24 protein-coding genes are annotated in these 22739 nt (G+C 61.9%); 16 read left to right on the forward strand and 8 right to left on the reverse strand.

Annotation, left to right across the window (positions count from 1 at the left end; genetic code table 11):
* The first annotated feature begins 22 nt into the window (after positions 1-22).
* Both AADW23_RS04775 and AADW23_RS04780 read left to right on the forward strand, forming a co-directional pair.
* Complete coding sequence (locus AADW23_RS04775; protein WP_341864274.1) at positions 23-667, forward strand: LON peptidase substrate-binding domain-containing protein; 645 nt, start codon at positions 23-25, stop codon at positions 665-667.
* Positions 664-858 (forward strand): Trm112 family protein, encoded by a 195-nt coding sequence (locus tag AADW23_RS04780; protein ID WP_341863388.1) that lies wholly within the window; start codon positions 664-666, stop codon positions 856-858. Before AADW23_RS04775 ends, AADW23_RS04780 begins: the two co-directional genes overlap by 4 nt.
* Here AADW23_RS04780 and AADW23_RS04785 read toward each other — a convergent pair.
* The 3 genes from AADW23_RS04785 to AADW23_RS04795 all read right to left on the reverse strand — a co-directional run bounded on the left by AADW23_RS04785 (position 855) and on the right by AADW23_RS04795 (position 3056).
* Positions 855-1283, reverse strand: coding sequence for a hypothetical protein (locus tag AADW23_RS04785; RefSeq protein ID WP_341863389.1), 429 nt, complete (start codon positions 1281-1283; stop codon positions 855-857). The two genes, AADW23_RS04780 and AADW23_RS04785, sit on opposite strands and share 4 nt — an antisense overlap.
* Entirely contained in the window at positions 1280-1714 is a 435-nt protein-coding gene (locus tag AADW23_RS04790) for a hypothetical protein (protein ID WP_341863390.1), read from the reverse strand. The genes AADW23_RS04785 and AADW23_RS04790 overlap by 4 nt, the downstream gene beginning before the upstream one ends.
* Before the next feature lie 79 nt (positions 1715-1793).
* Positions 1794-3056, reverse strand: coding sequence for an FAD-dependent monooxygenase (locus tag AADW23_RS04795; RefSeq protein WP_341863391.1), 1263 nt, complete (start codon positions 3054-3056; stop codon positions 1794-1796).
* A gap of 48 nt (positions 3057-3104) precedes the next feature.
* Here AADW23_RS04795 and AADW23_RS04800 point away from each other — a divergent pair, with 48 nt between their 5' ends.
* The 5 genes from AADW23_RS04800 (at position 3105) to AADW23_RS04820 (ending at position 10429) form a co-directional block, all read left to right on the forward strand.
* Positions 3105-4427 (forward strand): amidase family protein, encoded by a 1323-nt coding sequence (locus AADW23_RS04800; protein ID WP_341863392.1) that lies wholly within the window; start codon positions 3105-3107, stop codon positions 4425-4427.
* Positions 4428-4532: 105 nt separating this feature from the next.
* Positions 4533-5714 carry an aminotransferase class I/II-fold pyridoxal phosphate-dependent enzyme gene (locus AADW23_RS04805; protein ID WP_341863393.1) on the forward strand — a complete coding sequence of 394 codons (1182 nt, stop codon included), beginning with the start codon at positions 4533-4535 and terminating at the stop codon, positions 5712-5714.
* A gap of 12 nt (positions 5715-5726) precedes the next feature.
* Positions 5727-8663, forward strand: coding sequence for a DNA translocase FtsK 4TM domain-containing protein (locus AADW23_RS04810; protein WP_341863394.1), 2937 nt, complete (start codon positions 5727-5729; stop codon positions 8661-8663).
* A 182-nt stretch (positions 8664-8845) separates the two neighbouring features.
* Complete coding sequence (locus AADW23_RS04815; RefSeq protein WP_341863395.1) at positions 8846-9664, forward strand: universal stress protein; 819 nt, start codon at positions 8846-8848, stop codon at positions 9662-9664.
* A gap of 153 nt (positions 9665-9817) precedes the next feature.
* The gene (locus AADW23_RS04820) at positions 9818-10429 is read left to right on the forward strand and encodes an outer membrane lipoprotein carrier protein LolA (RefSeq protein WP_341863396.1); all 612 of its coding nucleotides are present in this window, start codon (positions 9818-9820) and stop codon (positions 10427-10429) included.
* A gap of 31 nt (positions 10430-10460) precedes the next feature.
* On the opposite strand, the gene AADW23_RS04825 is transcribed toward AADW23_RS04820, so the two are convergent.
* Both AADW23_RS04825 and AADW23_RS04830 read right to left on the reverse strand, forming a co-directional pair.
* Complete coding sequence (locus AADW23_RS04825) at positions 10461-11036, reverse strand: lytic transglycosylase (protein WP_341863397.1); 576 nt, start codon at positions 11034-11036, stop codon at positions 10461-10463.
* A gap of 92 nt (positions 11037-11128) precedes the next feature.
* On the reverse strand, positions 11129-12016 hold the full coding sequence (locus tag AADW23_RS04830; protein WP_341863398.1) for an AEC family transporter: 888 nt from the start codon (positions 12014-12016) through the stop codon (positions 11129-11131).
* An 88-nt stretch (positions 12017-12104) separates the two neighbouring features.
* On the opposite strand from AADW23_RS04830, the gene hspQ reads away from it, so the two are divergent.
* Positions 12105-12431: a heat shock protein HspQ gene (gene hspQ, locus AADW23_RS04835; RefSeq protein WP_341863399.1), complete on the forward strand. Its 327-nt coding sequence runs from the start codon at positions 12105-12107 to the stop codon at positions 12429-12431.
* Positions 12432-12497: 66 nt separating this feature from the next.
* On the opposite strand, the gene AADW23_RS04840 is transcribed toward hspQ, so the two are convergent.
* Entirely contained in the window at positions 12498-13124 is a 627-nt protein-coding gene (locus tag AADW23_RS04840) for an ABC transporter substrate-binding protein (protein ID WP_341863400.1), read from the reverse strand.
* Positions 13114-13941 carry a VacJ family lipoprotein gene (locus AADW23_RS04845; protein WP_341863401.1) on the reverse strand — a complete coding sequence of 276 codons (828 nt, stop codon included), beginning with the start codon at positions 13939-13941 and terminating at the stop codon, positions 13114-13116. Before AADW23_RS04845 ends, AADW23_RS04840 begins: the two co-directional genes overlap by 11 nt.
* Before the next feature lie 173 nt (positions 13942-14114).
* On the opposite strand from AADW23_RS04845, the gene AADW23_RS04850 reads away from it, so the two are divergent.
* From AADW23_RS04850 to AADW23_RS04880, 7 genes are all read left to right on the forward strand, one after another.
* The gene (locus AADW23_RS04850; protein ID WP_341864275.1) at positions 14115-15833 is read left to right on the forward strand and encodes a type I secretion system permease/ATPase; all 1719 of its coding nucleotides are present in this window, start codon (positions 14115-14117) and stop codon (positions 15831-15833) included.
* A complete protein-coding gene (locus AADW23_RS04855) occupies positions 15830-17026 on the forward strand; it encodes an HlyD family type I secretion periplasmic adaptor subunit (protein WP_341863402.1) in 1197 nt (398 codons plus the stop codon). Before AADW23_RS04850 ends, AADW23_RS04855 begins: the two co-directional genes overlap by 4 nt.
* Before the next feature lie 180 nt (positions 17027-17206).
* A complete protein-coding gene (locus AADW23_RS04860; protein WP_341863403.1) occupies positions 17207-17674 on the forward strand; it encodes a RidA family protein in 468 nt (155 codons plus the stop codon).
* Positions 17671-18441 (forward strand): glycerophosphodiester phosphodiesterase family protein, encoded by a 771-nt coding sequence (locus AADW23_RS04865; RefSeq protein ID WP_341863404.1) that lies wholly within the window; start codon positions 17671-17673, stop codon positions 18439-18441. The genes AADW23_RS04860 and AADW23_RS04865 overlap by 4 nt, the downstream gene beginning before the upstream one ends.
* A 106-nt stretch (positions 18442-18547) precedes the next feature.
* Complete coding sequence (locus tag AADW23_RS04870) at positions 18548-19729, forward strand: GNAT family N-acetyltransferase (protein ID WP_341863405.1); 1182 nt, start codon at positions 18548-18550, stop codon at positions 19727-19729.
* The gene (locus AADW23_RS04875; RefSeq protein ID WP_341863406.1) at positions 19726-20025 is read left to right on the forward strand and encodes a 4a-hydroxytetrahydrobiopterin dehydratase; all 300 of its coding nucleotides are present in this window, start codon (positions 19726-19728) and stop codon (positions 20023-20025) included. Before AADW23_RS04870 ends, AADW23_RS04875 begins: the two co-directional genes overlap by 4 nt.
* A 15-nt stretch (positions 20026-20040) precedes the next feature.
* Positions 20041-20889, forward strand: a complete 849-nt coding sequence (locus AADW23_RS04880) for a mechanosensitive ion channel family protein (protein WP_341863407.1) — start codon at positions 20041-20043, stop codon at positions 20887-20889.
* Between the two features lie 66 nt (positions 20890-20955).
* On the opposite strand, the gene AADW23_RS04885 is transcribed toward AADW23_RS04880, so the two are convergent.
* The gene (locus AADW23_RS04885) at positions 20956-21444 is read right to left on the reverse strand and encodes a peroxiredoxin (RefSeq protein WP_341863408.1); all 489 of its coding nucleotides are present in this window, start codon (positions 21442-21444) and stop codon (positions 20956-20958) included.
* Between the two features lie 81 nt (positions 21445-21525).
* Here AADW23_RS04885 and AADW23_RS04890 point away from each other — a divergent pair, with 81 nt between their 5' ends.
* Entirely contained in the window at positions 21526-22734 is a 1209-nt protein-coding gene (locus AADW23_RS04890) for an FAD-dependent oxidoreductase (RefSeq protein ID WP_341863409.1), read from the forward strand.
* Positions 22735-22739: the final 5 nt, after the last annotated feature.

Raw genomic sequence — 22739 nt, forward strand, 5'->3', positions numbered from 1 at the left:
GGATCAGCCTACGTTCATGCGCATGATGACACACGCTGACCTTCCGGGCACGGTCCCGATCTTTCCCTTGCCGGGCGCTTTGATGCTGCCTCGCTCGCGCTTGCCGCTGCACATCTTTGAACCTCGGTATCTTCAGATGATCGAGGACACGATGAAAACGCCCCATCGCTTGATCGGCATGGTGCAGCCGTTCGAGGCCCCGGGTTCGGGGGAGGAGAAGCTGCATCATATTGGATGTGCCGGCCGATTGACCCAATTCTCGGAAACCGAGGATGGGCGCTACATGATTACCCTTGGGGGCGTGTCGCGGTTCCGCATCACTCAAGAGGTTTCGGGCTTCATGCCCTATCGCCGTTGCGATGTAACCTGGGATGGGTTCGAGGCCGATCTCGGCCCCGCCGAAACCGACAGCGCTTTTGATCGCGACCCATTTCTGGCGCTTCTCAACCGCTATTTTGAAGCCCACGACCTGTCGACCGATTGGGACAGCCTGAAGGATGCCGAGGACGAGTTGCTGATAAACTCTCTCTCCATGCTGTGTCCGTTTGATCCCGAGGAAAAGCAGGCCTTGCTAGAGGCACCATCGCTGTCCACCCGGCGTGAAACTCTAGTGACATTGCTTGAATTTGCCTTGGCCGCAGGCAGTGATGCGGAGCGGATGCAATGAACGACGAAAAGAAAGCCCGGCCCCCCATCGATCGCCGGATGCTAGAGGCGCTGGTCTGTCCGATGACCCAAGCGCCGCTTAGCTATGACGCGGAACGGCAGGAACTGGTGTCCAAGGCGGCACATCTTGCCTATCCGATCCGGGGCGGCATTCCGATCATGTTGGAAGAAGAAGCCCGCAAGCTGGATTAGGGCGCGGTGCCGCCCTTTTCACGCGTCGGGCGGTGCATGATCCCGCCGATAATCAACAACACGACGGCGGCGAAGAAGCCAATCATGGCGTTGAGCCAAGCGATCTGCATGACAGCGTCGAACGTGACATAGCGCTCTGGGCTAGCGTCCTCGTTGAAGGCCGAGAAGATAAGATCATTGGACACGGCTTGAAGCGCGGCGATGGGGGCGGCAAAGGCGGTGGCCCCCAACACGATCAACCCGCGCGCGATGGCGTGGCGGGTGGTGGTGGCAAACCAGATGAAAATCCCGGCAGCCGCAGCGGCCACGATCCCGCTGCCAATGGCCCGCCCCGGCGTGGTCAGCGCAGTGATCGTGAACCAGCAGACGGCAAAGCACAGAAGGCAGAAGACGATCAAAATGGCAGGTCCGTTGCGGGCCTTCATGGTGCGGTCCCTGCGGGTTTGTTGCGGTGCATCAGGCCGCCGATCAGCACAAGGATGAAGCCCGCGAACATGCCGAAAAGCAGCCCCGCCGAGGCGAAAAGCGTGGATAAGAACAGCATGCTCGCATCCTCATCGGTGAAGGTCCCGCCGTTCTCCATCACAGCGGTCGAGGTCTCCACCAGTTGGTCGCCTAAGCCTGAAAGCGCCGCAACGGGGACGATCAAAAACACCGCGCCAAGGCCGATGAAGCCCCGCGCAAAGGCTTGGCGGCCTGTCTTTGCAAACCAGATGAATGCGCAAGTCGCCCCGGCCACGATCACGCCCACCAAAAACGCTGTCCCGACCCCGTTCAGGCCAACGGAGAACAGCGCGCCAAACAGCAGGCTCAACGTGCCAAATACGATCATTGATGTGAGCTTTGGTCCCGTCATGATGTGTCCTTTGGTGGCCTGGGTTGACCCTATCCTATCGGATGGGCCGCCCGTGCCAAAGCGGAGGATTCCCCGCGCCTTACAGCGCCCGCCCCTGCATCAGACGGGGGAGGTCACCGTTGAGGCCAGCAGCCTCTCGGATGAAACGGCGGCGCAGATCAGGGAAGGCTCCAATCGCCCCCATTCCAATGTCACGCGCTGCCCGCAGTAATGGGTTATCGTTCGAGAACAGGCGGTTAACGGTATCTGTCGCCACGGCCAGCCCCGCGGTGTCGAAGCGCCGCCACTGCTGGTAGCGGTCCAGCACATCGCGGCGGGCAAAGTCCTCTCCGCGCCGTTTGGCGTCGGCTAGGGTTTCGGCCAAGGCGCTGACATCGCGCAGCCCAAGGTTCAGCCCTTGCCCCGCAATCGGGTGAACCCCATGAGCCGCATCGCCCACAAGGGCCAACCGTTCCGCCACGAAAGACTGCGCCAGCGACAGGGTTAGCGGATAGCTGAAGCGCGCGCCCGAAAGGCTGATATCGCCCAGAAAGTCGCCGAAAGCCGGGCGCAGGGCGGCCATGAACTTCCCATCATCGGCACGGGCCAGCGCAGAGGCCCGTGGCTCGGTTTCGGACCACACGATGGAGGACCGGTTTCCCGGCAGCGGCAGGATCGCCAAGGGGCCGCCGGGCATGAAGAACTGATGCGCAATGCCGTTGTGGGGCAGGGCATGATCGACGGCGCACACCAGCGCGGTTTGGCCATAGTCCCAGCCCGTGCGCTTGATCCCGGCGCGTTCTGCCACGCCCGACCGTTTGCCATCGGCCCCTACCAGCAGGCCGCCGCGCAAGACTTCTCCGTCCTCTAGCGTGACCCGGGCGACACCGCTGGTATTCTGGGCCACAACCCGCGCGCCCGCGCGGTGGGTGATCAGCGGCTCGGCCGCCATCGCGTCCAGCAAGGCGCGGCGGAGGTAGCGATCTTCCAGCATGTGCCCCATGGGGCCTTCTTCGATTTCGGCATGGTCGAAATGCAGAAAGAACGGCGCGGCCCCTTCGCCCGCCCGCCCGTCCGAGGCTTTGATCTCCAGCATCGGTTGCGCGTGGTCCTCCACGCTGTTCCAGATGCCCAAAGCATCCAGCATCCGCACCGACGCCAAGGCCAGCGCATAGGCGCGCCCGTCAAAGCCCGCGTCTTCCCGGGTGGGGGTGGGCAAAGCATCTAAGACAATGCTGGAAAGGCCCGCAGAGGCGCAGGCGAGGGCAAGGCAGGGGCCGTTTAACCCCCCGCCAACAATCAGAATATCTGCATCGCGTTGTTCCATACCCTGAACTATGGTGCGCGGTGGGGGATTGTCCATGTGGCGCGTCGTCGTTAGCGTCCATCGGCGACAAATGGGGGGGACGTGATGGATTGGCTGACAAAAAGCGCAAGCGAGATTGGGCGGGGCATCGGGGCGGGCGAGGTGGACCCCGTTGCGATCACGGAAGCCTACCTGGAGGCCGCCAAGGAACTCCCCTTTGGCAGCCGTATCTACGCACGCCAAACCCGCGACCGCGCCTTGGCCGAGGCGATTGCCGCCCACGATCGTGCCAAGCAAGGCATTCGGCGCGGGTTGCTGGACGGCGTGCCGATCAGCTGGAAAGACCTGTTCGACACGGCAGGCACCGTGACCGAGGCGGGCAGCAAGCTTCTGGAAGGTCGCGTCCCCAAGCGCGATGCCAAGGTGCTGGCAAACGCCACCCGTGCGGGCCTCGTGTGTCTTGGCAAAACCCATATGACGGAACTGGCGTTTTCGGGCCTTGGGGTGAACCCCTCAACCGCGACACCGCCCAACGTTCATGACCCAGAGCTTGCGCCCGGCGGATCATCCTCGGGGGCGGCGACGTCGGTGGCTTTTGGCATGGCGGCGGCGGGCATCGGATCGGACACTGGCGGCTCCATCCGCTTGCCGTCTGCGTGGAACGACCTGGTGGGCTTCAAGCCGACCCATAACGCTTTGTCGTTAGAGGGCGTCGTGCCCCTTGCGGCCAGCTTCGACACCGCCGGGCCGCTGTGCCGCACGGTAGAAGATTGCGCCGAGCTGTTCGCCGTCATGGGCAACACCGCTGCGCCGGACCTGGCCGAGGCCACGCTCAAGGGCACGCGGATGCTGGTGCTGAACCCCTATGCCACCGATGTGCGCGACGCCCCCGGTGCGGCATTCCAATCGGCGGTCGAGCGGCTATCTGGCGCGGGCGCGACCATCGAGACCGCGGATGTTCCGGCGGTGAACGAGGCGATGGAAACCACCCTGTCGCTCTATACGGCCGAGGCTTACGGGACTTGGGGCAAGGTGATTGAGGCTGATCCAGAGAAGATGGACCACCGCATTCGCGCCCGTTTCCGCCAAGGCGCAGATGTTCTGGCCGCCGATTTCGTCGCGTTGTGGCAGCGCCTGCGCGTGCTGCGGAAGCAGTACTATGCGGCAACGGCGGGCTATGACGCGGTGCTGATCCCCTCGGCCGCGAACCTGCCACCCAACGTCGCGCGGCTCGACAGTGACAACGATTATTTCGTGACCGAGAACCTTTTGACCCTGCGCAATACCCGTGTCGGGAACCTCATGGGCGTTTGCGCTGTGACCTTGCCCACGGGCGTGCCGTCGACGGGGATCATGCTGATGTGCCCCCCCGGTGACGACGCACGTTTGCTGCGTTTGGCGAAAGCGGCAGAGGGCGCATTGGCCTAACCGCCACACCCCTCTGGAAACACGGCTGTTTTTCTGGACCAGCGCCGCCCCGTTCGCTATCATCATGGCTAACGGGGCGTTAATGACCCCGAAAATGAGGCAGTTATGGTTTTTCCGGAGCGGTTTTCGAACCTCCCTGAATATGCGTTTCCGCGTTTGCGGACGTTGTTGGACGGCATGGAGCCGGGCGGCGACCCTATTTTGATGACCATTGGTGAGCCTCGCCATGCGTTTCCCGCCTGGATCGACAAGGTGTTGGCCGACAGCATCCAGGGTTTTGCGAAATATCCAGAAAACGATGGCACCTTGGCGTTGCGCACGGCGCAGGCCGATTGGTTGGGCCAACGCTATGGCGTCGATGTGGACCCGGTGACACAAATCCTTGCGCTCAATGGCACGCGCGAAGGGCTCTATAACGCCTGCATGGCGCTGTGCCCTGAACAGAAGAACGGCCAACAGCCTGTCGTTCTGACCCCGAACCCGTTTTATCAGGTCTACGCCGTGGCCGCCCTTTCAGTGGGCGCAGAGCCGATGTACCTGCCCGCCACCGCGGCGACCGGCGACCTGCCCGATTTTCATGCCGTTGATCCGGCCATTCTGGACCGCACGGCGATTGCCTATATCTGCTCTCCGGCGAACCCGCAGGGCGCTGTCGCATCCGAGGCCTATTGGGAAGCCCTGATAGCGCTGGCCGAAAAGCACGACTTCAAGATTTTCGCCGACGAATGCTATTCCGAGATTTACCGAGATGATGCCCCCACAGGGGCGCTTCAGGTTGCCCAAAAGATGGGTGCTGACCCTGAACGGGTTCTGATCTTCCACTCGCTGTCAAAACGCTCCAACCTGCCGGGCTTGCGGTCGGGTTTTTGTGCCGGGGGGCCGCAGAACATCGCGCGGCTTAAACAATTGCGGGCCTACTCCGGTGCGCCGTTGCCCCTGCCGCTTCAGGCCGTGGCCGAGGCCGTATGGCGCGACGAAGATCACGTGGTGGAGAACCGCGCCCTTTACCAAGAAAAATACGCCATCGCCGATGAGGTTTTTGGGGATGTGCAGGGCTACAAAGGCCCCGAAGCCGGGTTCTTTCTGTGGCTTCCGGTGCAAGATGCCGAACAGGCCACGGTGAAGCTGTGGCAAGAGACGGGTGTGAAGGTTCTGCCCGGCTCCTACCTTGCGCGCGAAGTGGACGGCGTGACGCCGGGCCATGACAAGATCCGCGTCGCGATGGTTGCTGAAAAAGAAGAAATGCGTCGCGGGCTCATGCTGATCCGCAAGACGCTGTATGATTGAGGAGGCACGATAATGGCCTATCAGACCCGCCAGCGAGAGCCGCTTTTGGACGGATATATGCACGAAATCCTCGCCCGACGCGGCCGAGAAATGTGTGGCATGGCGCTTGTGGGGCTTGGCCTTGCCTTGGCGGCGTTGCTGTGGAGTTACGTGCCCGAAGACCCCAATTGGATGGCTGCCACCGATGCCGCGCCGGAAAACCTTTTGGGGCGCGGGGGCGCGTCGATCGCTGCCGTCTTGATGATGATCATGGGATTCGCCGCCTGGGTTCTGCCCATGGCAGCCCTTGCATGGGGTGCGCGCTTCATCCTGCATCGCGGGCAAGAACGCGCCTTGGGCCGCGTCTTGTTTCTGCCGATCGCCATTGCCGTGGCCGCGATTTATGCCGCCAGCCATGTGCCGCCTGTGGGCTGGTCGCATTCCTTTGGGGCCGGTGGCCTTTTCGGCGATACGATCCTTGGCGCAGTGCTCAGCGCGTTGCCCATGCCGCCGCAGATCGGCATCAAAGTGGCCGCTTTCCTTGCGTTTCTATTGGCGGCAGCGATGGTCCTGTTCGTTCTGGGCGTCACTCAACGAGAGCTTGGTTTGACCCTGCGGTTCCTGCTGGTGGGCATGATCGCCACGGGAACGGCGGTAATGGCAACGATGCGCGGGCTTGGCCGTGGGGCAGGGGCCACTGCGGTTGCCTTGCAAGATCGCCGTGCCGCGCGTCGTGCAGCTTTGGCCGCGCAGGCTGCGCCCTTGGCCGTTGATCCATCGTACACCACCACGGGGCAGCCCCGTGTTCACCGTGCTGATGTCCCGGTTGAGCCGGTCCTGAGTGCTGCCGCCGACCCCGCCTATGGGGAACCCGCCGCCGCGCCTGCACCTGCCGCTGCGCCGCAAGGGTTGTTCTCTCGGATGCCCGGTCTGCGCCGGGAGCCTGAACCCACGCTTGAAGGGCCGCTGCCCGATGCCGATCCCATGTTGGTGGAAGACCTACAGGAAGAGCCCGTGGGGCCCGACCGTGTACGCTCGCGTATTTCGGATGCGATCCGGGCGCGCCGTAGCCCACAAGAAGCGCCCAAAACCGGCAACACCATTGCCGATATCGCGGCCCGTGCTCGTGTGACGCCGGGCACGCCTTCGCGCATTCCAAGCCTGAACCGGAAAGAGCCTCCCTTGACGGCTGCCGCGGCGCAGGCCCCGGTTGAAGCGCCCGAAGCTCCCATGGCCGAGGTTGAGCCTGTTGAGTTGCACCGCCCCGAGCCGCAACCGGCCCCCATCCCTGCTGCCGCGCCACAAGTGCAACCGGGTATCCAGCGTCGCGCCGTTCCTGCCGCGCAGGAAGAGCCGCGCCGGGTCGTGCAGCAACCGTCGCGCAAGGCCCCCGCGCAATCGCGCCAAGCCAAGGCCGATAGCCAGCCCTCCTTGCCCCTGTCCGAGCCGGAGCCTTATGAATTCCCGCCGCTGACGCTGCTGACCAGCCCCACCACGATCGAGCGCCACCACCTGTCCGATGAGGCGCTGGAGGCGAACGCCCGGATGCTGGAAAACGTGTTGGATGACTACGGCGTGAAAGGCGAGATCGTCAGCGTGCGCCCCGGTCCCGTTGTGACGATGTATGAACTTGAACCCGCGCCGGGCCTCAAGGCATCGCGCGTGATCGGCTTGGCCGACGATATCGCCCGGTCCATGTCGGCGCTGTCTGCCCGTGTTTCCACGGTGCCGGGCCGCACGGTTATCGGGATCGAATTGCCGAACCAGAACCGCGAAATGGTGGTGCTGCGTGAAATGCTCAGCCACCGTGATTTCGGCGACGGCAACGCCAGCCTGCCGCTGGCGCTGGGTAAGGATATCGGCGGTGATCCGATTATCGCCAACCTCGCCAAGATGCCTCACCTGCTGATCGCGGGTACGACGGGGTCCGGTAAATCGGTGGCAATCAACACGATGATCCTGTCGCTGCTTTATAAGCTGAAGCCGGAAGATTGCCGGATGATCATGATCGACCCGAAGATGCTGGAACTCAGCGTTTATGACGGCATTCCCCACCTGCTTTCGCCCGTTGTGACGGACCCCAAGAAGGCCGTCGTGGCGCTGAAGTGGACCGTGGGCGAGATGGAAGAGCGTTACCGCAAGATGTCCAAGATGGGCGTGCGAAACATCGACGGCTACAACAGCCGCGTGAAGGATGCGCTGGACAAGGGCGAGATGTTCTCGCGCACCTACCAGACCGGCTTCGACGACGAGACGGGCGATCCCGTGTTCGAGACGGAAGAATACATGCCCGAGAAAATGCCGTTCATCGTCGTGATCGTCGATGAGATGGCCGACCTGATGATGGTCGCGGGCAAGGAGATCGAGGCCTGCATCCAGCGCCTTGCGCAGATGGCGCGGGCCTCTGGCATCCACATCATCATGGCCACGCAGCGTCCGTCGGTGGATGTGATTACCGGCACGATCAAGGCGAACTTCCCCACGCGGATCAGCTTCCACGTGACCTCCAAGGTCGATAGCCGCACGATCCTGGGAGAGATGGGGGCCGAGCAGCTTCTGGGTATGGGCGACATGCTTTACATGGCGGGCGGCGCGAAGATCACCCGCGTCCACGGGCCGTTCTGTTCCGATGAGGAGGTCGAGGAGATCGTCCGCCACCTGAAATCCTTCGGGCCGCCGGATTATGCGTCGAGCGTCCTGGACGGACCCGATGACGACAAGGAAAGCGACATTGATGCGGTGTTGGGCCTGAATACGGGCGGCAATACGGGCGGAGAAGATGCGCTTTACGATCAGGCGGTGGCAATTGTGGTGAAAGATCGCAAGTGTTCGACCTCTTACATCCAGCGCAAGTTGGGCATCGGCTACAATAAGGCGGCGCGTTTGGTGGAGCAGATGGAGGAAAACAGCCTCGTGTCCTCGGCCAACCATGTGGGTAAGCGCGAAATCTTGGTGCCTGAGCAGGACTGAGTTGCAGGACAAAAGCGCCTCAGACGGCTCCTCCCGATCGCCTACGACGATCGGTCCTCGCGGCATGGCTGCCGCGAGTTGATCTGAGACAAAGCGGTTCTACCTTTCCCTGTGATACATCCTTTGTGAACACGCGAGATCGCCGGTGATCTTGCGACGGCAGAGTGAAAGGGAAACGTCCCATGTCCATCAAGAACCTATTGATCGCGTATTCCGGCTGGGATTCGTCGCAAAGCCCGCTTCGCCACGCGCTAAAGATCGCCACCGAACATGACGCTTGGCTGACGGGAATTGTCGGCCACGGACGCCCCCCGGTCATGCGGGTGTTGGGCGGGCAAATTCCAGGGGAGGTCTTGGAAATGATCCGGCAGAATGAAGCGGCGGGCGTGCAGCGGGCGAAGGATGTGTTCCTTGATCTGGTTGCGCAGAATGGCCGCTCTGACGCCGCTGATTTTACTGACATAGTCGAACAGGACGGCGGCTCGGTCGCCAGTTACGCGCGGACGTTTGACATGGTTATCACGGCTCCTCCTACGGATGACTATGCTGACAGGCACATGGCCGCGAGCCCTGATATGATCGCCCTGCAATCGGGACGGCCCGTGTTGGTCGTGCCGAAGTCCTATGATGCGCCGGGCCTGTCGACCCATGTGGCTGTCGCCTGGGATGGCAAACGCGCCGCGGCAAGGGCGATTGGGGATGCGATGCCGATGCTGGAGAGCAAGGGCAAGGTGACGGTTCTGACGGTTGGAAAAACAGTGCCACCGGGCACGGATCGGTTGATTGCCAATCTGCAACGGCACGGGATCAATGCGGTTCATCAACCGCAGAAGAAATCCGGCAGTATCGGGGCCACCATCTTGCAAGCCGCGACAGATATCGGGGCCGATCTGATCGTGATGGGCGCTTACGAGCACTCGAAGTTCTCCCATGACGTGTTTGGCGGCGTCACGACGGATGTGATGGCAAAGACACAGGTGCCGGTCTTGATGTCTCACTAAAGGGGCGGTCCGCGAAGGGAAGTTCCGGCCACCAAGAGTAGGCTGTTTTCCGCGGTCGCGGGGTGTTGATAATATGTGACGGCACGCTGTTATCGCATAGCGGCGGCGGCATCCCTATATTCAGGGCAAGTCTTTCGAATCGGAGCATAATTTATGTCGATCACACGCCGGAACCTTCTGGGTGCCACCGCCGCCTTCACCCTTGCGGGCGCCTCTGCGGCTTTTGCCAATGCGATCCCCTTGGCGGATTTGTCCGCGTATCTCAACGCGATGCAAACGGCGGAAAGCCCTTTTACGCAGATCAACTCGGACGGCACCGTGTCAACGGGGACGGTCTATATCCATCGCCCCGGACGGGTGCGCTTTGATTATGATGGCGATGATCTGCTGGTCATGGCGGGTGGCAGCCAGGTGGCAATTTTCGATGGTCGCGCCTCGGGCCCGCCCGAGCAATATCCGCTGTCTGAAACGCCCCTTCGCATCATCTTGGAGCGTAACGTGAACCTCGGCCAATCGGGGATGGTCACAGATCACACCTTTGACGGCACCGCGACCCGTGTGGTGGCCCGTGATCCGCAACGCCCCAACGTCGGCTCAATCGCGCTGGTATTCACGCCGAACCCGATTGAACTGCGCCAATGGGTCATCACCGATGAGGGCGGGGCTCAGACGACAGTGATCCTGGGTGCGCTTCGGCAAGGCGGGCGCATTCCCGCAGGCTACTTTTCGATCCCGCAGGAGATCAACGCGCGCAACGGGGGCTGAGACCCCCGCCTGCGCTGGCAGATCCGGCAACCTAGCAGGTTGCCAACTGCGCCCGGTAGCGCTCTGCGCGCGCTTCCACACGGGCGGCCACAGCGATGAGCCATGGCTTGGAGTTGTAGCTGCCCCGCGCGTAGCCCGTGTGCCCCTCGTGGTAGGCAAGGTATTGGCGGCGCGCATCGGTGAGGGGAATGTTGTTCCGCTCCAGCGTCAGGTTCATGTACCAGCCCATGAAGTCGGTGGCGTCGCGGATGTCGGTGCGGTTGGCACCTCGGTTCCCGGTCGCGTCGACGTATTCATCCCACGTGCCGTCCAGCGCCTGGGAATAGCCGATGGCCGAGCTTTGGCGCCCCATGGGGATCACGCCCAAGGCATAGCGGTAGGGGGGGCGGATATCGCCGTCAAATCGGCTTTCCTGATGGATCACGGCCATTTGTACGTGCACGGGGACGTTCCAGTTCCGCTCGGCCCGGCGCATGGCCCGCATGTAATGGGGGCGCTCGTCCGCGAGGGCACAGGCGTCATCGAGGTTACGGGGGGAATCAAATTCCCGCGACCCACACGCCGCGAGAGAGGCCGTAAGGCCTATCAAAAGAGTTCGTCTATACATTGGCCTGCTCTGCCTCTGGGTTGCGCCATTTTTTCGGCGCGTTAACCCTGACTATACACCAAAAATCCATACGGGAAAACTGGTGGATTACCTTATCCGGGCAGAAGAAACGAAAGCGTGATCGGAAGCGCAACGATCGCCAGAAGCGTAGAGGTCACCACAAGGCTGGCGCTGGCGTCGGGGTCGGTCTGATACCGCTCGGCCATGAGGTAAGAGGTGACGCCCACGGGCGTTGCCATTTGCAGGATCAACACGGCCAGCGGCACACCGGACAGGCCCACGGCAAGGCCCACGCCAATGCCGGCGGAAAGGCCCACCGACAGCTTGATCGCCGAAAGGCCGAACGCGGTAACCACACGGGCGGGTTTCAGGCGGGCCACAGCGGCCCCGAGGGTCAACAGCATAAGCGGGATGCCCATTTGGCCAATCAACGTCAGTGCATTCAACGCCACCGTAGGCGGTTGCCAGCCGACGACCAGGGCCAGGACCCCCAGGATCGAGGCCCAAAGGATTGGCTCTTTCAACACGCGAAGGGGATTCTGCACCCCGGCGACCATCCAGAGGCCCACGGTGAACATGATAATCGCCATGACCGCGAAAACCACGATCGCGAGCCCCAGCCCGGTATCGCCGAAGGCAAACAGCGCCAACGGCAGGCCGAGGTTGCCGGTGTTCCCGAAGGTCAGCGGGGCCAGATAGGCCTGCATATTAAGGCGAAACAGGCGAACAATGGCAAAGGCAGCGGCGGTAGCGATGGCGTAACACAAGCCCGCCGCGAGGCTGAGGGCCGCAAGGGCGCTCGGTTCAATGTCGGCGTTGATCAGCGCCGTGAATATCAAGCAGGGCACCGCAAGGGTCATGGCAAGACGGGTCACGAACTGGGTCGGGTAGTCGAATCCGCGGCGGACCCAAACGAAACCAGCGAGCCCCAAAACAAAGACGGGCGCGGTGATTTCGAGGACGGCGAAAGCTAGGTTCACAGACTGTTTCCCTGTGGAACGGCGCGTCGGGATGGACAAACCCGGTGTCGGTTCGGTAATAAATTTCAGTAAGTTCTGGGGGCAATCCATGCTTGAGACACAAGCCAAATACAATATCGGACAGATTGTCCGTCACAAGAAGCACCCGTTTCGCGGGGTTGTTTTTGATATTGATGCGGAATTTTCAAATTCCGAGGAATGGTACGAAGCGATCCCGGAAGAGGCGCGCCCCCTGAAGGACCAGCCGTTCTACCACCTGTTGGCCGAGAACGACCAAACTTACTACGTCGCCTATGTGTCGGAGCAGAACCTTGTGCCCGACGATACCGGCGAGCCGGTGAGCCACCCGGACCTTCCCGATCTGTTCGGGGAATTCCGAAACGGCCATTACCCGTTGGAATATCAGCTGAACTAGGTGCGGGCCGTCGTGGCACGGGTCGGCGGGCTAAAGCCCGCCATACACACGACTGTACGGCGTGATTTAACCGAGTGTTCGAAGATGCTGCGTCAGGGCATCAATATTGCCGCCCCGCGCTTCCAACATCGCGCCGATTTCTGTGCGTTCCGAGATCATCAGGTTCACACCCTCGATGATGAGGTTGAAGAACAGCGGCCGGCCCGAACCGTCTGACACCAGCCAACGCAGTTCGAACGGCGCTTCGTTGCGCATGTTCACGGTGCTGATGACCTCAAAGAATGAGCGTACCGGGCGGGCAGAGTTCACGGTGATTGATCCGCCAATGAACTCGCGGAAACGGCGGCCGTATTTGGCCGAGAAGTAATCCTGGAACGCCTCGGTGAACGCGCGCATCTGCGCGTTGCTGGCGGAGCGTGCCGAGGGGCCAAGCACCGAACGGGCAATCGTGGGCACGTCTGCGTAGGTGGACAGGATCCGCTCCATGTCCCGCAGGATCCGCGCTTCCGACCCGCCCGAGGCGATGACACGGTTCACATCCGCCACGGCGGCTTCCACCAAGGCCTGGGCCTGGTTCGCGTTCAACGCGCGGGCTTGGCCGGGCAGGAACGGCACAGCCGCCCCGGCAACAGCGGTGGACAAAAAGGCACGACGGCCAAAGCGAGAGCGGAGGGAGACGATTTTATTGGGCATAGGGATCAAAATACGGGTCCGAATAAGGGTCATAATTTGGGTCTGCGGCAACTGCTTGGGCCGCGGCGGCTGGATCTGCGTCTGCGTAGGGATCTTCATAATCGGCGCTGGAGCCGCCCAATTCATACCGGCGCTGTTGCAGGTAGAGAGAGCGTAACTGCGCATAACTGTCGGCGCTTTCATAGAGAATGGAGTCGATCGTTCCGTCAAATTCGTAGCGCGAATTCAGCCCGGAGGCGACGCTCGTGGCCGTCAGGTAGGTGCTTTCTGGCGTGTCGATGTAGTGGCGTAGCGGGTTCATCGCGTAGTCCACGACCATGCCGACGGTATCGCGGGTGGTGGAGGGGCCAAAGAACGGGTGCACCACGTAATCGCCCTCGCCGACACCGTAGATGTGCAGCGTTTCGCCAAAGTCCGTATCGGCCTCGTGGACGCCAAGGGCAGAAGCCACATCAAACAGACCCGCCACGCCAACGGTGGTGTTCAGCGCAAACCGCAGCGTGTTCTGCGCCGCATCGCCAAGGCGCAATTGCAGCAGGTTGTTGAGCACATAACCGGGCTGATTGAGGTTGGACGCAAAGTTAGAGAACCCAACCCGCACGGGTTCCGGCACGCCTGATCCGTAGGCATCCGAGGCGGGGCCCAGAAGGGCCCGGTCGAGGGATAGGTTAAGATCATGGGCGGCGCGGTTTCGGGCCTCATCGGCATCGGCGATCTGATCGCCGGGCGGCAAGGTTGCCGGGCCGCAAGCGGATACCAGAACGACCAGCGCAAAAGCGCTGCATTGGCCGAAAAATCGCGAAGGTAAGAAGCGCACGTAGATCCCCCCAAGGCAGCATGTCTGGCGACTTTGTCCGCCTACACACTTCGTAAAGGGTATAGGGTAATAATTCGGCGCACCACACCCTTGTTACATCGGCAGGGAGGGGCTGCCTGTCAAGGCGGCGTGTGGCTGGAAAAACACCACAAAAGGCCGCCAACCCGATGCACATGATTGCAATTGATGAGCTGGCAGAGTTTCGCCGACGCAATGGCTGGATTCTGTGGTCCGTGGCGTTGTTCAGCTTGTTCGTAAACGTCCTGATGCTGACCGGCCCCCTGTTCATGTTGCAGGTCTATGAGCGCGTGTTGGGATCGGGGAGTGAGGAAACACTTCTGGCGCTGTCGGTACTGGTGGCGTTCCTTTTTTTGATTATGGGTGTCTTGGATTACGCCCGCGCCCGCGTTGCGGCTCGGTTTGGGGCGCGGTTGCAGGAAACTTTCGATGCGCGTGTTTTTCGCGCCGCTTTGGACCGGGCGCAGCGCACGGGGCAGGCGCAGACGGCGCTGGCGGATTTGGCCTCGGTCCAGCGAGTCATGTCCTCTCCGGTGTTCATGGCGGTGTTTGATTTGCCGTTTACGCCTTTGTTTATTCTGGCGATCTTCACGTTCCATGGCTGGTTGGGGTGGTTCGCGCTGGGGGCCGCGTTTGCGCTGGTGTTGGTGACGCTCGCCAACCGTGTCAGCACGGCGCGGCCTTTGGCGGAGGCATCGGAAACGGGCCGGGCGGCGGACCGGATGGCGGCGGAAATGCAATCATCGGCCGAGGTGATCCGCTCACTCGGGATGCAGGGCGCGGCCTTTGCGCGGTGGCACAACCAACGGGCGCGGGCGCTGGATGTCAGCATGCAGGTGGCTGACCGCGCGGGGGGCTTTGCGACCCTGTCCAAGACCCTGCGCCTGTTCGTGCAATCGGCGATCCTAGGCCTTGCCGCCCTGCTGGTTCTGCGGGGTGAAATGCAGGCGGGCGCGATGATTGCGGGCTCGATCCTGATGGGCCGCGCCCTTGCACCGATTGATATGGCGATTGGACAATGGCCGATCATTCAGGAGGCTTTGCGGGGCTGGCATCGCTTGGGCGCCTTGTTGCTGGCCGAGGGCGATTCCCTCCCGCGGCTGTCGCTGCCGCGCCCCAAGGCCGCGCTGACGGTGGCTGGCCTGACCGTCGCCCCGCCGGGAGAGGTGAAGCCTTCCTTGCGTGGCGTGTCTTTCCGCTTGGAACCGGGCGAGGCGATTGGCATCATCGGCCCGTCGGGCTCGGGCAAATCCACCTTGGCGCGCGCCATCACCGGTGTCTGGCCCATCTCTGGCGGCTCGATCCGGTTGGACCGCGCGACGTTGGACCAATACGACCCGGACACTCTGGGCAAGTTGATCGGTTATCTGCCGCAATCGGTTAGCCTGTTTGACGGTTCTGTCGCAGAAAACATCGCCCGCCTCGATCCGTCGCCCAAGGCCTGCGCCGTGACCTCAGCCGCCATCGCCGCCGCCGCCGACACCATGATCCGCGCGCTTCCCAACGGCTATGACACCGACGTATCCGGCACCGGCCCGCGCCTGTCCGGCGGGCAGGTGCAGCGCGTCGGGCTGGCCCGTGCGCTTTATGGCGATCCGGTGCTGTTGGTGCTGGATGAGCCGAATTCGGCGCTGGATCATGAGGGGTCAGAAGCTCTGAACATCGCCGTGCAGGGCATGAAAGAGGCCGGCCACAGCGTACTGATCATGGCGCACCGGCCCAATGCCATCCAGCAATGCGATAAGCTGTTGGTTCTGAATGGCGGCGTCGTGCAGGCGTTTGGCCCCCGCGATGAGGTGCTGGCCAAGGTCCTGCACAACAGCGCCGAGGTGCAGCGTGTCACCAAAGGCCAGTCTCCGGGGGATTTGACATGACCCCGGTTAATCGTTCCGCGTGGTCCGTCCGCGCTCCCATGGGTCTCGGCCTCTTTGCGCTGTTCGTTTTGGTCGCAGGCTTTGGCAGCTGGTCTGTGTCCAGCACGCTGTCGGGGGCCGTTGTCGCCTCGGGTCAGATCGAGGTGGACCGAAATAGGCAAGCGATCCAGCACCCCGAAGGGGGCGTTATGGCGCAATTGCTGGTTGATGAAGGGGACCGGGTGGCCGAAGGGCAGGTCCTTGTCCGCCTTGATGCGGCCGAGGCCACGACTGAATTGACGGTCGCCCTTGCGCGGCTTGCGGAAACGGGGGCGCGCCGCGCCAGATTGACCGCAGAGCGCGACGGCGCCGGTGCGTTCGCGTACGACGAACGCCTCCGCGCTTTTGGTGTCTTGAACCCTGATATCGCTGATGTGCTGAGGGGCCAGCAAAACCTCTTTGCCGCCCGTGCCGACACCCTCTTGCGGGAGGAACAGCAATTGCGCGGGCGGATTACGCAGATCGGCACGCAGGTCGATGCCATGCGCGCCCAGGAAGCGGCGTTGGAGGAACAAATCGTCCTCGTCACCGAGGAGCTTTCGCGCCGGGAAGACCTGCTGGATCGCGGCTCTGGCACGGTGGAACCCGTCGTGCGGCTGCGCCAGGAGTTGGTGCAATTGCGCGGGCAATTGGGCCAAACCATCGCAGGCCGTGCCGAAGCGGCAGAGCGGATCATTGAGACCGAACTGGCGATTTTACAGATCACCACCAGTCGCCGCGAACAAGCGATTGCAGAGCTGCGTGAAATCCGCGTCGTGGAACAGGAATTAAACGAACGCGCCGCCAATCTTGAACGGCGCATCTCGCGGCTGGAACTGCGTGCGCCCGTGGCGGGCACGATCCATGGGTTGACCATTTTCGGGGCCGGGTCGGTCCTGCGCCCGGCGGACCCTTTCGCCTATATCGTGCCCGAAGGCCGCCCCTTGGTGATCTCGGCCCGCGTGCCCGCCATTGATGTCGACCAGGTGTTCGAGGGGCAGTCGGTTTCCCTTCGCTTCCCCGCGTTTGACCAACGCACTATGCCCGATGTTATCGGACAAGTCGCCCAAGTCTCGGCCGATGCCTTCGTGGATGAGGCCAGCGGTAGCAGCTTCTACCGCACCGAAATCACCATGCCTGACGATCAAGCGCAGCTTCTGGGGGGCGTGTGCTGATCCCCGGCATGCCCGTCACGGCATTTATCCGCACCGAAGATCGCACACCGCTGACCTATCTGCTGGAACCCTTCGCTGCCTATTTCTCTCGCGCGATGCGAGAAAGCTAAAGCGGTCTTTCCTTGCCGCGCCAGCCGACTTAGGGTCGCGCTAAATTCACATACTTGCGGAGGCTCGGACATGAGCGGAAATTTTGAAGCACGGCTCGCGGAATTGGGTGTCACTTTGGGCAATGCGGCGGCCCCTGCCGCCAATTACGTGCCTTTTGTGCAGGTGGGAGAGACTCTGTTTGTCTCGGGCCAGATCTCCATGGAAAACGGTGAAATGATCACTGGCAAGATCGGCGCTGACTTGACAGTAGAGGAAGGCGCAGCCGCGGCGCGGGTTTGCGCGATCAACCTTCTGGGTCAAGTGAAAGCGGCGTGTGGCGGCGATCTTGATCGGTTGGTCCGTGTGGTGAAGCTGACCGGCTTTGTGAACTCCACCCCAGAATTCGGCGATCAGCCGAAGGTTGTGAACGGCTGTTCGGATTTCCTCGTGGAGGCCCTCGGCGATGCCGGGCGTCACTCTCGCTCGGCGGTCAGCGCGGGCGCGTTGCCGTTCAACGTTGCGGTAGAAATCGAAGGCATCTTCCAGATCAAGCCATGACACCGCAGCTTCCCGCCGCCTTCCTTGGCCAACCGCTTACCCACCGTGGTCTCCATGATCGGGAAAGCGGCGTGATTGAAAACAGCGCAGGCGCCGTAAGGGCGGCTGTGGCTGCCGGGTATGGAATCGAGGTGGATGTTCAGTTGACCTCGGACGGGGCGGCAATGGTGTTTCACGATGAACGGCTGGATCGCCTGACGCCCGAAAGCGGCCCGATCCGCGGCTGGGCGGCCCGTGATCTGGTGAACGTGACCCTCACCGGATCGACCGAAACGGTGCCGACCCTGCCCGACGTGTTGAAAATCGTTGACGGCAAGGTGCCTCTGTTGATCGAGCTGAAGGACCAATCTGGCGGCACAGGCGCGGCCCCCGATGAGCTTGAGCGCGCGGTCGCCGCCGCGCTGGAGGGCTACGTCGGTCCCGTGGCGGTCATGTCCTTCAACCCGCATATGGTTGCCAACATGGCCAAACGCGCCCCAAGCGTCGCGCGGGGGATCGTGACGGACGGCTACAACGAAACGGAATGGCCGGACCTGTCGCCCGACACCCTGAAAGCCCTGCGTGAAATCGGGGCCTTTGATACGGTCGGGGCCAGTTTCATCAGCCACAACCGGGCCGATCTTGCAGCGCCACGTGTGGCAGAGCTGAAGGCCAGGGGCGTGCCGATCCTGTGCTGGACCGTCCGCTCGCCCGAGCAAGAGGTTGAGGCGCGTCGCGTCGCCGACAACATCACGTTTGAAGGCTACATTCCCGCCAACCGCCCGTGATGCCGTAAACCCAATCGCCGGGGCATCGTGCGCCCGGCAACGGCAAAGGATTGACCGTCGCGCCCAAGACCCCATCTTTGATCTGACCCATAATGGAGCTTGCAGCGTGGACGGTGATACCCAGATCAGCATCGAAGTTCTGACCTCTCTGTCGCAGATTGCGGCTGAGGATTGGGATGCCTGCGCCTGCCCTGAAGACGGTCGCCCCCGTGATCCCTTCACCACCTACCGTTTTCTGAATGCGTTGGAGCAATCGGGCAGCGTGGGGCAGGGAACGGGCTGGCAACCGCGCTATCTGGTCGCCCGGCAAGGTGATCTCGTGATCGCTTGCGCGCCGATGTATGCCAAGGGCCATAGTCAGGGTGAATACATCTTCGATCACAATTGGGCCCACGCCTATGAAAAAGCGGGCGGGCACTATTACCCCAAGCTCCAGATTGCTGCCCCCTTCACCCCTGCCACGGGCCGCCGTTTTTTGACCCGTCCCGGCCACGACACAACCGGCATGTCCGCGCTGATCCAAGGCGCTGTGCAGATCGCTGCGGATAATGAGCTGTCGTCGATCCACATCACCTTCTGCACCGAGGATGAGGCGATTGCAGGCGAACGCATCGGCCTGATGCGCCGCGTGTCGCAGCAGTTTCATTGGATCAACGACGGCTACGCGGATTTCGACGATTTCCTTGGCAATCTGTCGTCACGCAAACGCAAGAACATCCGCAAGGAGCGCGCCCGCGCACAGGATTTCGGTGGAGAGATCGTCAGCCTCACCGGAGATCAGATCAAACCCGAGCATTGGGATGCCTTCTGGCATTTCTACCAAGACACTGGCGCGCGCAAATGGGGGACGCCCTACCTGACCCGCGCATTCTTCGACATGGCCCATCAGACGATGGCCGACGACATGCTCTTGTGTCTCGCCCTTCGCGATGGTCGGCCCGTTGCGGGGGCGCTGAACTTTATCGGGGCGGATACGCTATACGGGCGTTACTGGGGCTGTATCGAAGATCATCCCTATCTGCACTTTGAGCTGTGCTACTACCGCGCTATTGATTTCGCCATTGCGCAGGGCCTGTCACGGGTGGAAGCGGGGGCGCAGGGAACTCATAAGCTGGCACGGGGTTACATGCCCGTGGCAACCCATTCTCTGCACTGGGTCGGGGACGCAGGTTTCGCCAAGGCCATCGGCGAATATCTGGAAGCCGAGAGAAACGCGATTGATGAAGAGATCGAGGTTTTGACGAGCTATGGCCCCTTCAAGGCGGCACAGGTAGAGGAACAGGAATGACCGATAAAGCCCTGACAGCAGAGGCCCGCGAAGCGGGTTTGGCCGAGGTGCAATCCCGAGGGTGGGCGCTGGTGGACGGCCGCGATGCAATCAGCAAGACCTTCACTTTCAAGAACTTCTCGGAAGCCTTCGCCTGGATGACCCGCGCGGCCATGGTAGCGGAACAGATGGATCACCACCCTGAATGGTCGAATGTCTACAAGACAGTAGAGGTGACCTTGACCAGCCACGACGTAAATGGCCTTTCTCCGCGTGATATCGCGATGGCCTCTAAACTAGATGCCCTGTTGGGCTAAGAATAACGGAACGACATGACACTCGAAGACATCCTGAACTATGAAATCGCCGCCGACACGACCGTTGGCGATATCTTTACCGTCGAATTTATGGCGAGCATCCTTGGCAATGTGGTGGCCGCCCTCGCGATCTTGTTGGCCGCGTTTATTCTGGCCAGCTGGGTCAATCGTCGCATCGCATCCCTTGGAGAACGGCACGCGCACCTCGATGTGACGCTTTTCGCGTTTTTAGGAACCATGGCACGCTATGTGATCCTGATATTCGCCGCGCTGTTTGTGTTGAATACGTTTGGTGTGCAGACAACCTCGGTGGTGGCGGCGTTGGGTGCGGCGGGCTTGGCCATTGGCTTGGCCTTGCAAGGCGCGCTGTCCAATGTGGCGGCGGGGATCATGATAATCATGTTTCGCCCCATCAAGATCGGCGACTTTGTCGAGGTCGGTGGAGAATCCGGGACCGTGAAAAATATCTCGCTCAACATGACCGAGCTGGCGTCGATCGGGAATGTGCAGGTTTTCGTGCCCAATTCTGACGTTTGGGGGAGTGAGATCAAGAATTACTCGGGCTACAGCACCCGCCGGGCGCAGTGGGAGTTTGGCGTGGGCTACGGCGTGAACCTTGCCGATGCCGAAGCGATTATCCGAGAGGTCTTGAAGGCCGATCTGCGCACCCACGCAGAGCCCGCCCCATGGGTGCAGGTGAACAACCTAAATGCGTCCAGCGTGGACTTTCTGGTGCGCGCGTGGGTCAATCAGGGCGATTACTGGGACTATCAGGCCGATATCAAACGCAAGATGAAAGAGGCGTTTGATGAAAACGGGATCGACATTCCGTTCCCCACAAGGACGATTGTGCAGGAAGGCTGACGCCGCCCGCCAACGCTGATGAGAAGGCCCGCGCCAGATGAACTCTGACGCGGGCCTTTGTGTGTCTTAGATCGCGGCCAGAAGCGCTTCACCGCCGGAGACCTCGCAAACGCCGGGGCCTTCTTCGACGTGAAGCACCTTCACGACACCGTCTTCCGCATAGAGCGCGTAACGGAGCGACCGCTCGATCAGACCTGCGGCTTCCGCGGTCCAGTTCATGCCGATGGCCTTGGTGAACTCTGTCGACGCATCGCCAAGCATCGTGATACCCGCATCGGTTGCGCCTGTGTCTTTGCCCCAGGCATCCATCACGAAGGGGTCGTTGACGGAAACGCAGATAACCTCATCCACGCCTTTGGCCTTGAACCCATCCATAGACCGAATGAAGCTTGGCACATGGGCCGTGGAGCACGTGCCGGTGTAAGCGCCTGGAAGGCCGAAGATCGCAACTTTGCGACCCTTGGTCAGCGTGTCCATCTGAACTTGCTCGGGGCCTTCGGCGCCCAGGCGCAGAACGGTCGCATCGGGCAGTGTATCGCCTGTGGAAAGTGTCATTAGTACGTCTCCCATGGTTGAACGTTTCATGTTCTCGCATATAGGGTCTGCGGTGTTGAGGGCCAGCAGGGAAAAGTTGTCATGGACAAGATTATCGTCATCGGGGCGGGGCAGGCGGGTGCGTCTTGCGTGGCGAAACTGCGGGCCGAAGGCTTTGACGGGGCGATCACGCTGATCGGGGATGAACCGGTGCCCCCCTATCAACGCCCCCCGCTGTCCAAGGCTTATTTGCTTGGCGAAATGGCGCTGGAGAGGCTCTTCCTGCGGCCAGTGGCGTGGTATGCCGACAACGATATAACCCTGCGTTTGGGGGCCAGCGTGGACGCGATTGATGCATCTGCCAAGACTGTGACGGTGGGCGGCGAAGCGCTGCCCTATGATGCGCTGGTTCTTGCCACAGGCTCTACCCCGCGCCGCTTGCCTGCGGCCATTGGAGGGGATCTGGGCGGTGTCCATGTGGTGCGGACCCTGGCCGATGTCGACACGATGGAGCCTGAGGTGACCGAGGGGCGCCGTGCCTTGATCGTGGGCGGCGGATACATCGGCCTGGAGGCTGCCGCCGTTGCCCGTAAGCGTGGCATGGACGTCACCCTGATCGAGGCATCGCCGCGTATCCTTGGCCGCGTCGCGGCCCCGGAAACCGCCGATTATTTCCGCGACCTTCACACCGCCAACGGCGTGCGCATTCTGGAAGGCGTGGGGTTGGAAAGCCTGAACGGCGACAATGGCCGCGTGGTCGGCGCGCGCCTTGCCAACGGCGAAGATATCCCCTGCGATCTGGTGCTTGCCGGGATCGGGATCATCCCCAACGATGGCCCGGCTCAGATGGCAGGCGTCAAGCTGGATAACGGCATTGCCACCGACATTCAGGGGCGCACCTCGGACCCGAGCATATGGGCCGCGGGCGATTGCGCCTCGCTTCCGTTTCGGGGCAATCGCATTCGGCTGGAAAGCGTTCAAAACGCGATTGATCAGGCCGAAGCGGTGGCCAAAAACATCTTGGGCGCCGATGAGGATTACGTGCCTCACCCATGGTTCTGGTCGGATCAATACGACGTAAAACTGCAAATCGGCGGGCTGAACTCGGGTTTTGACCGCGTTGTCGTGCGCGATGGTGGCACCATGCGGTCCCATTGGTATTACGCGGGCGACACGTTGCTGGCCGTCGATGCCATGAACGATCCACGCGGCTATATGATTGGCAAGCGCCTGATCGAGGCCGGAAAATCCCCCGCCGCTGAGATCATCGCGGACCCCGAAAGCGACCTGAAGCCGCTGCTCAAGGCATGAGGGCG

Origin of the sequence: Gymnodinialimonas sp. 57CJ19, from assembly GCF_038396845.1 — a bacterium.
Classification (GTDB): domain Bacteria; phylum Pseudomonadota; class Alphaproteobacteria; order Rhodobacterales; family Rhodobacteraceae; genus Gymnodinialimonas.

Bases quoted from the DNA above. Each gene is read 5' to 3' on its own strand.
- AADW23_RS04775 (WP_341864274.1), top strand. From the start codon at position 23: ATGATGACACACGCTGACCTTCCGGGCACGGTCCCGATCTTTCCCTTG.
- AADW23_RS04780 (WP_341863388.1), top strand. From the start codon at position 664: ATGAACGACGAAAAGAAAGCCCGGCCCCCCATCGATCGCCGGATGCTA.
- AADW23_RS04785 (WP_341863389.1), bottom strand. From the start codon at position 1,283: ATGAAGGCCCGCAACGGACCTGCCATTTTGATCGTCTTCTGCCTTCTG.
- AADW23_RS04790 (WP_341863390.1), bottom strand. From the start codon at position 1,714: ATGACGGGACCAAAGCTCACATCAATGATCGTATTTGGCACGTTGAGC.
- AADW23_RS04795 (WP_341863391.1), bottom strand. From the start codon at position 3,056: ATGGACAATCCCCCACCGCGCACCATAGTTCAGGGTATGGAACAACGC.
- AADW23_RS04800 (WP_341863392.1), top strand. From the start codon at position 3,105: ATGGATTGGCTGACAAAAAGCGCAAGCGAGATTGGGCGGGGCATCGGG.
- AADW23_RS04805 (WP_341863393.1), top strand. From the start codon at position 4,533: ATGGTTTTTCCGGAGCGGTTTTCGAACCTCCCTGAATATGCGTTTCCG.
- AADW23_RS04810 (WP_341863394.1), top strand. From the start codon at position 5,727: ATGGCCTATCAGACCCGCCAGCGAGAGCCGCTTTTGGACGGATATATG.
- AADW23_RS04815 (WP_341863395.1), top strand. From the start codon at position 8,846: ATGTCCATCAAGAACCTATTGATCGCGTATTCCGGCTGGGATTCGTCG.
- AADW23_RS04820 (WP_341863396.1), top strand. From the start codon at position 9,818: ATGTCGATCACACGCCGGAACCTTCTGGGTGCCACCGCCGCCTTCACC.
- AADW23_RS04825 (WP_341863397.1), bottom strand. From the start codon at position 11,036: ATGTATAGACGAACTCTTTTGATAGGCCTTACGGCCTCTCTCGCGGCG.
- hspQ (WP_341863399.1), top strand. From the start codon at position 12,105: ATGCTTGAGACACAAGCCAAATACAATATCGGACAGATTGTCCGTCAC.
- AADW23_RS04840 (WP_341863400.1), bottom strand. From the start codon at position 13,124: ATGCCCAATAAAATCGTCTCCCTCCGCTCTCGCTTTGGCCGTCGTGCC.
- AADW23_RS04850 (WP_341864275.1), top strand. From the start codon at position 14,115: ATGATTGCAATTGATGAGCTGGCAGAGTTTCGCCGACGCAATGGCTGG.
- AADW23_RS04855 (WP_341863402.1), top strand. From the start codon at position 15,830: ATGACCCCGGTTAATCGTTCCGCGTGGTCCGTCCGCGCTCCCATGGGT.
- AADW23_RS04860 (WP_341863403.1), top strand. From the start codon at position 17,207: ATGAGCGGAAATTTTGAAGCACGGCTCGCGGAATTGGGTGTCACTTTG.
- AADW23_RS04865 (WP_341863404.1), top strand. From the start codon at position 17,671: ATGACACCGCAGCTTCCCGCCGCCTTCCTTGGCCAACCGCTTACCCAC.
- AADW23_RS04875 (WP_341863406.1), top strand. From the start codon at position 19,726: ATGACCGATAAAGCCCTGACAGCAGAGGCCCGCGAAGCGGGTTTGGCC.
- AADW23_RS04880 (WP_341863407.1), top strand. From the start codon at position 20,041: ATGACACTCGAAGACATCCTGAACTATGAAATCGCCGCCGACACGACC.
- AADW23_RS04885 (WP_341863408.1), bottom strand. From the start codon at position 21,444: ATGACACTTTCCACAGGCGATACACTGCCCGATGCGACCGTTCTGCGC.
- AADW23_RS04890 (WP_341863409.1), top strand. From the start codon at position 21,526: ATGGACAAGATTATCGTCATCGGGGCGGGGCAGGCGGGTGCGTCTTGC.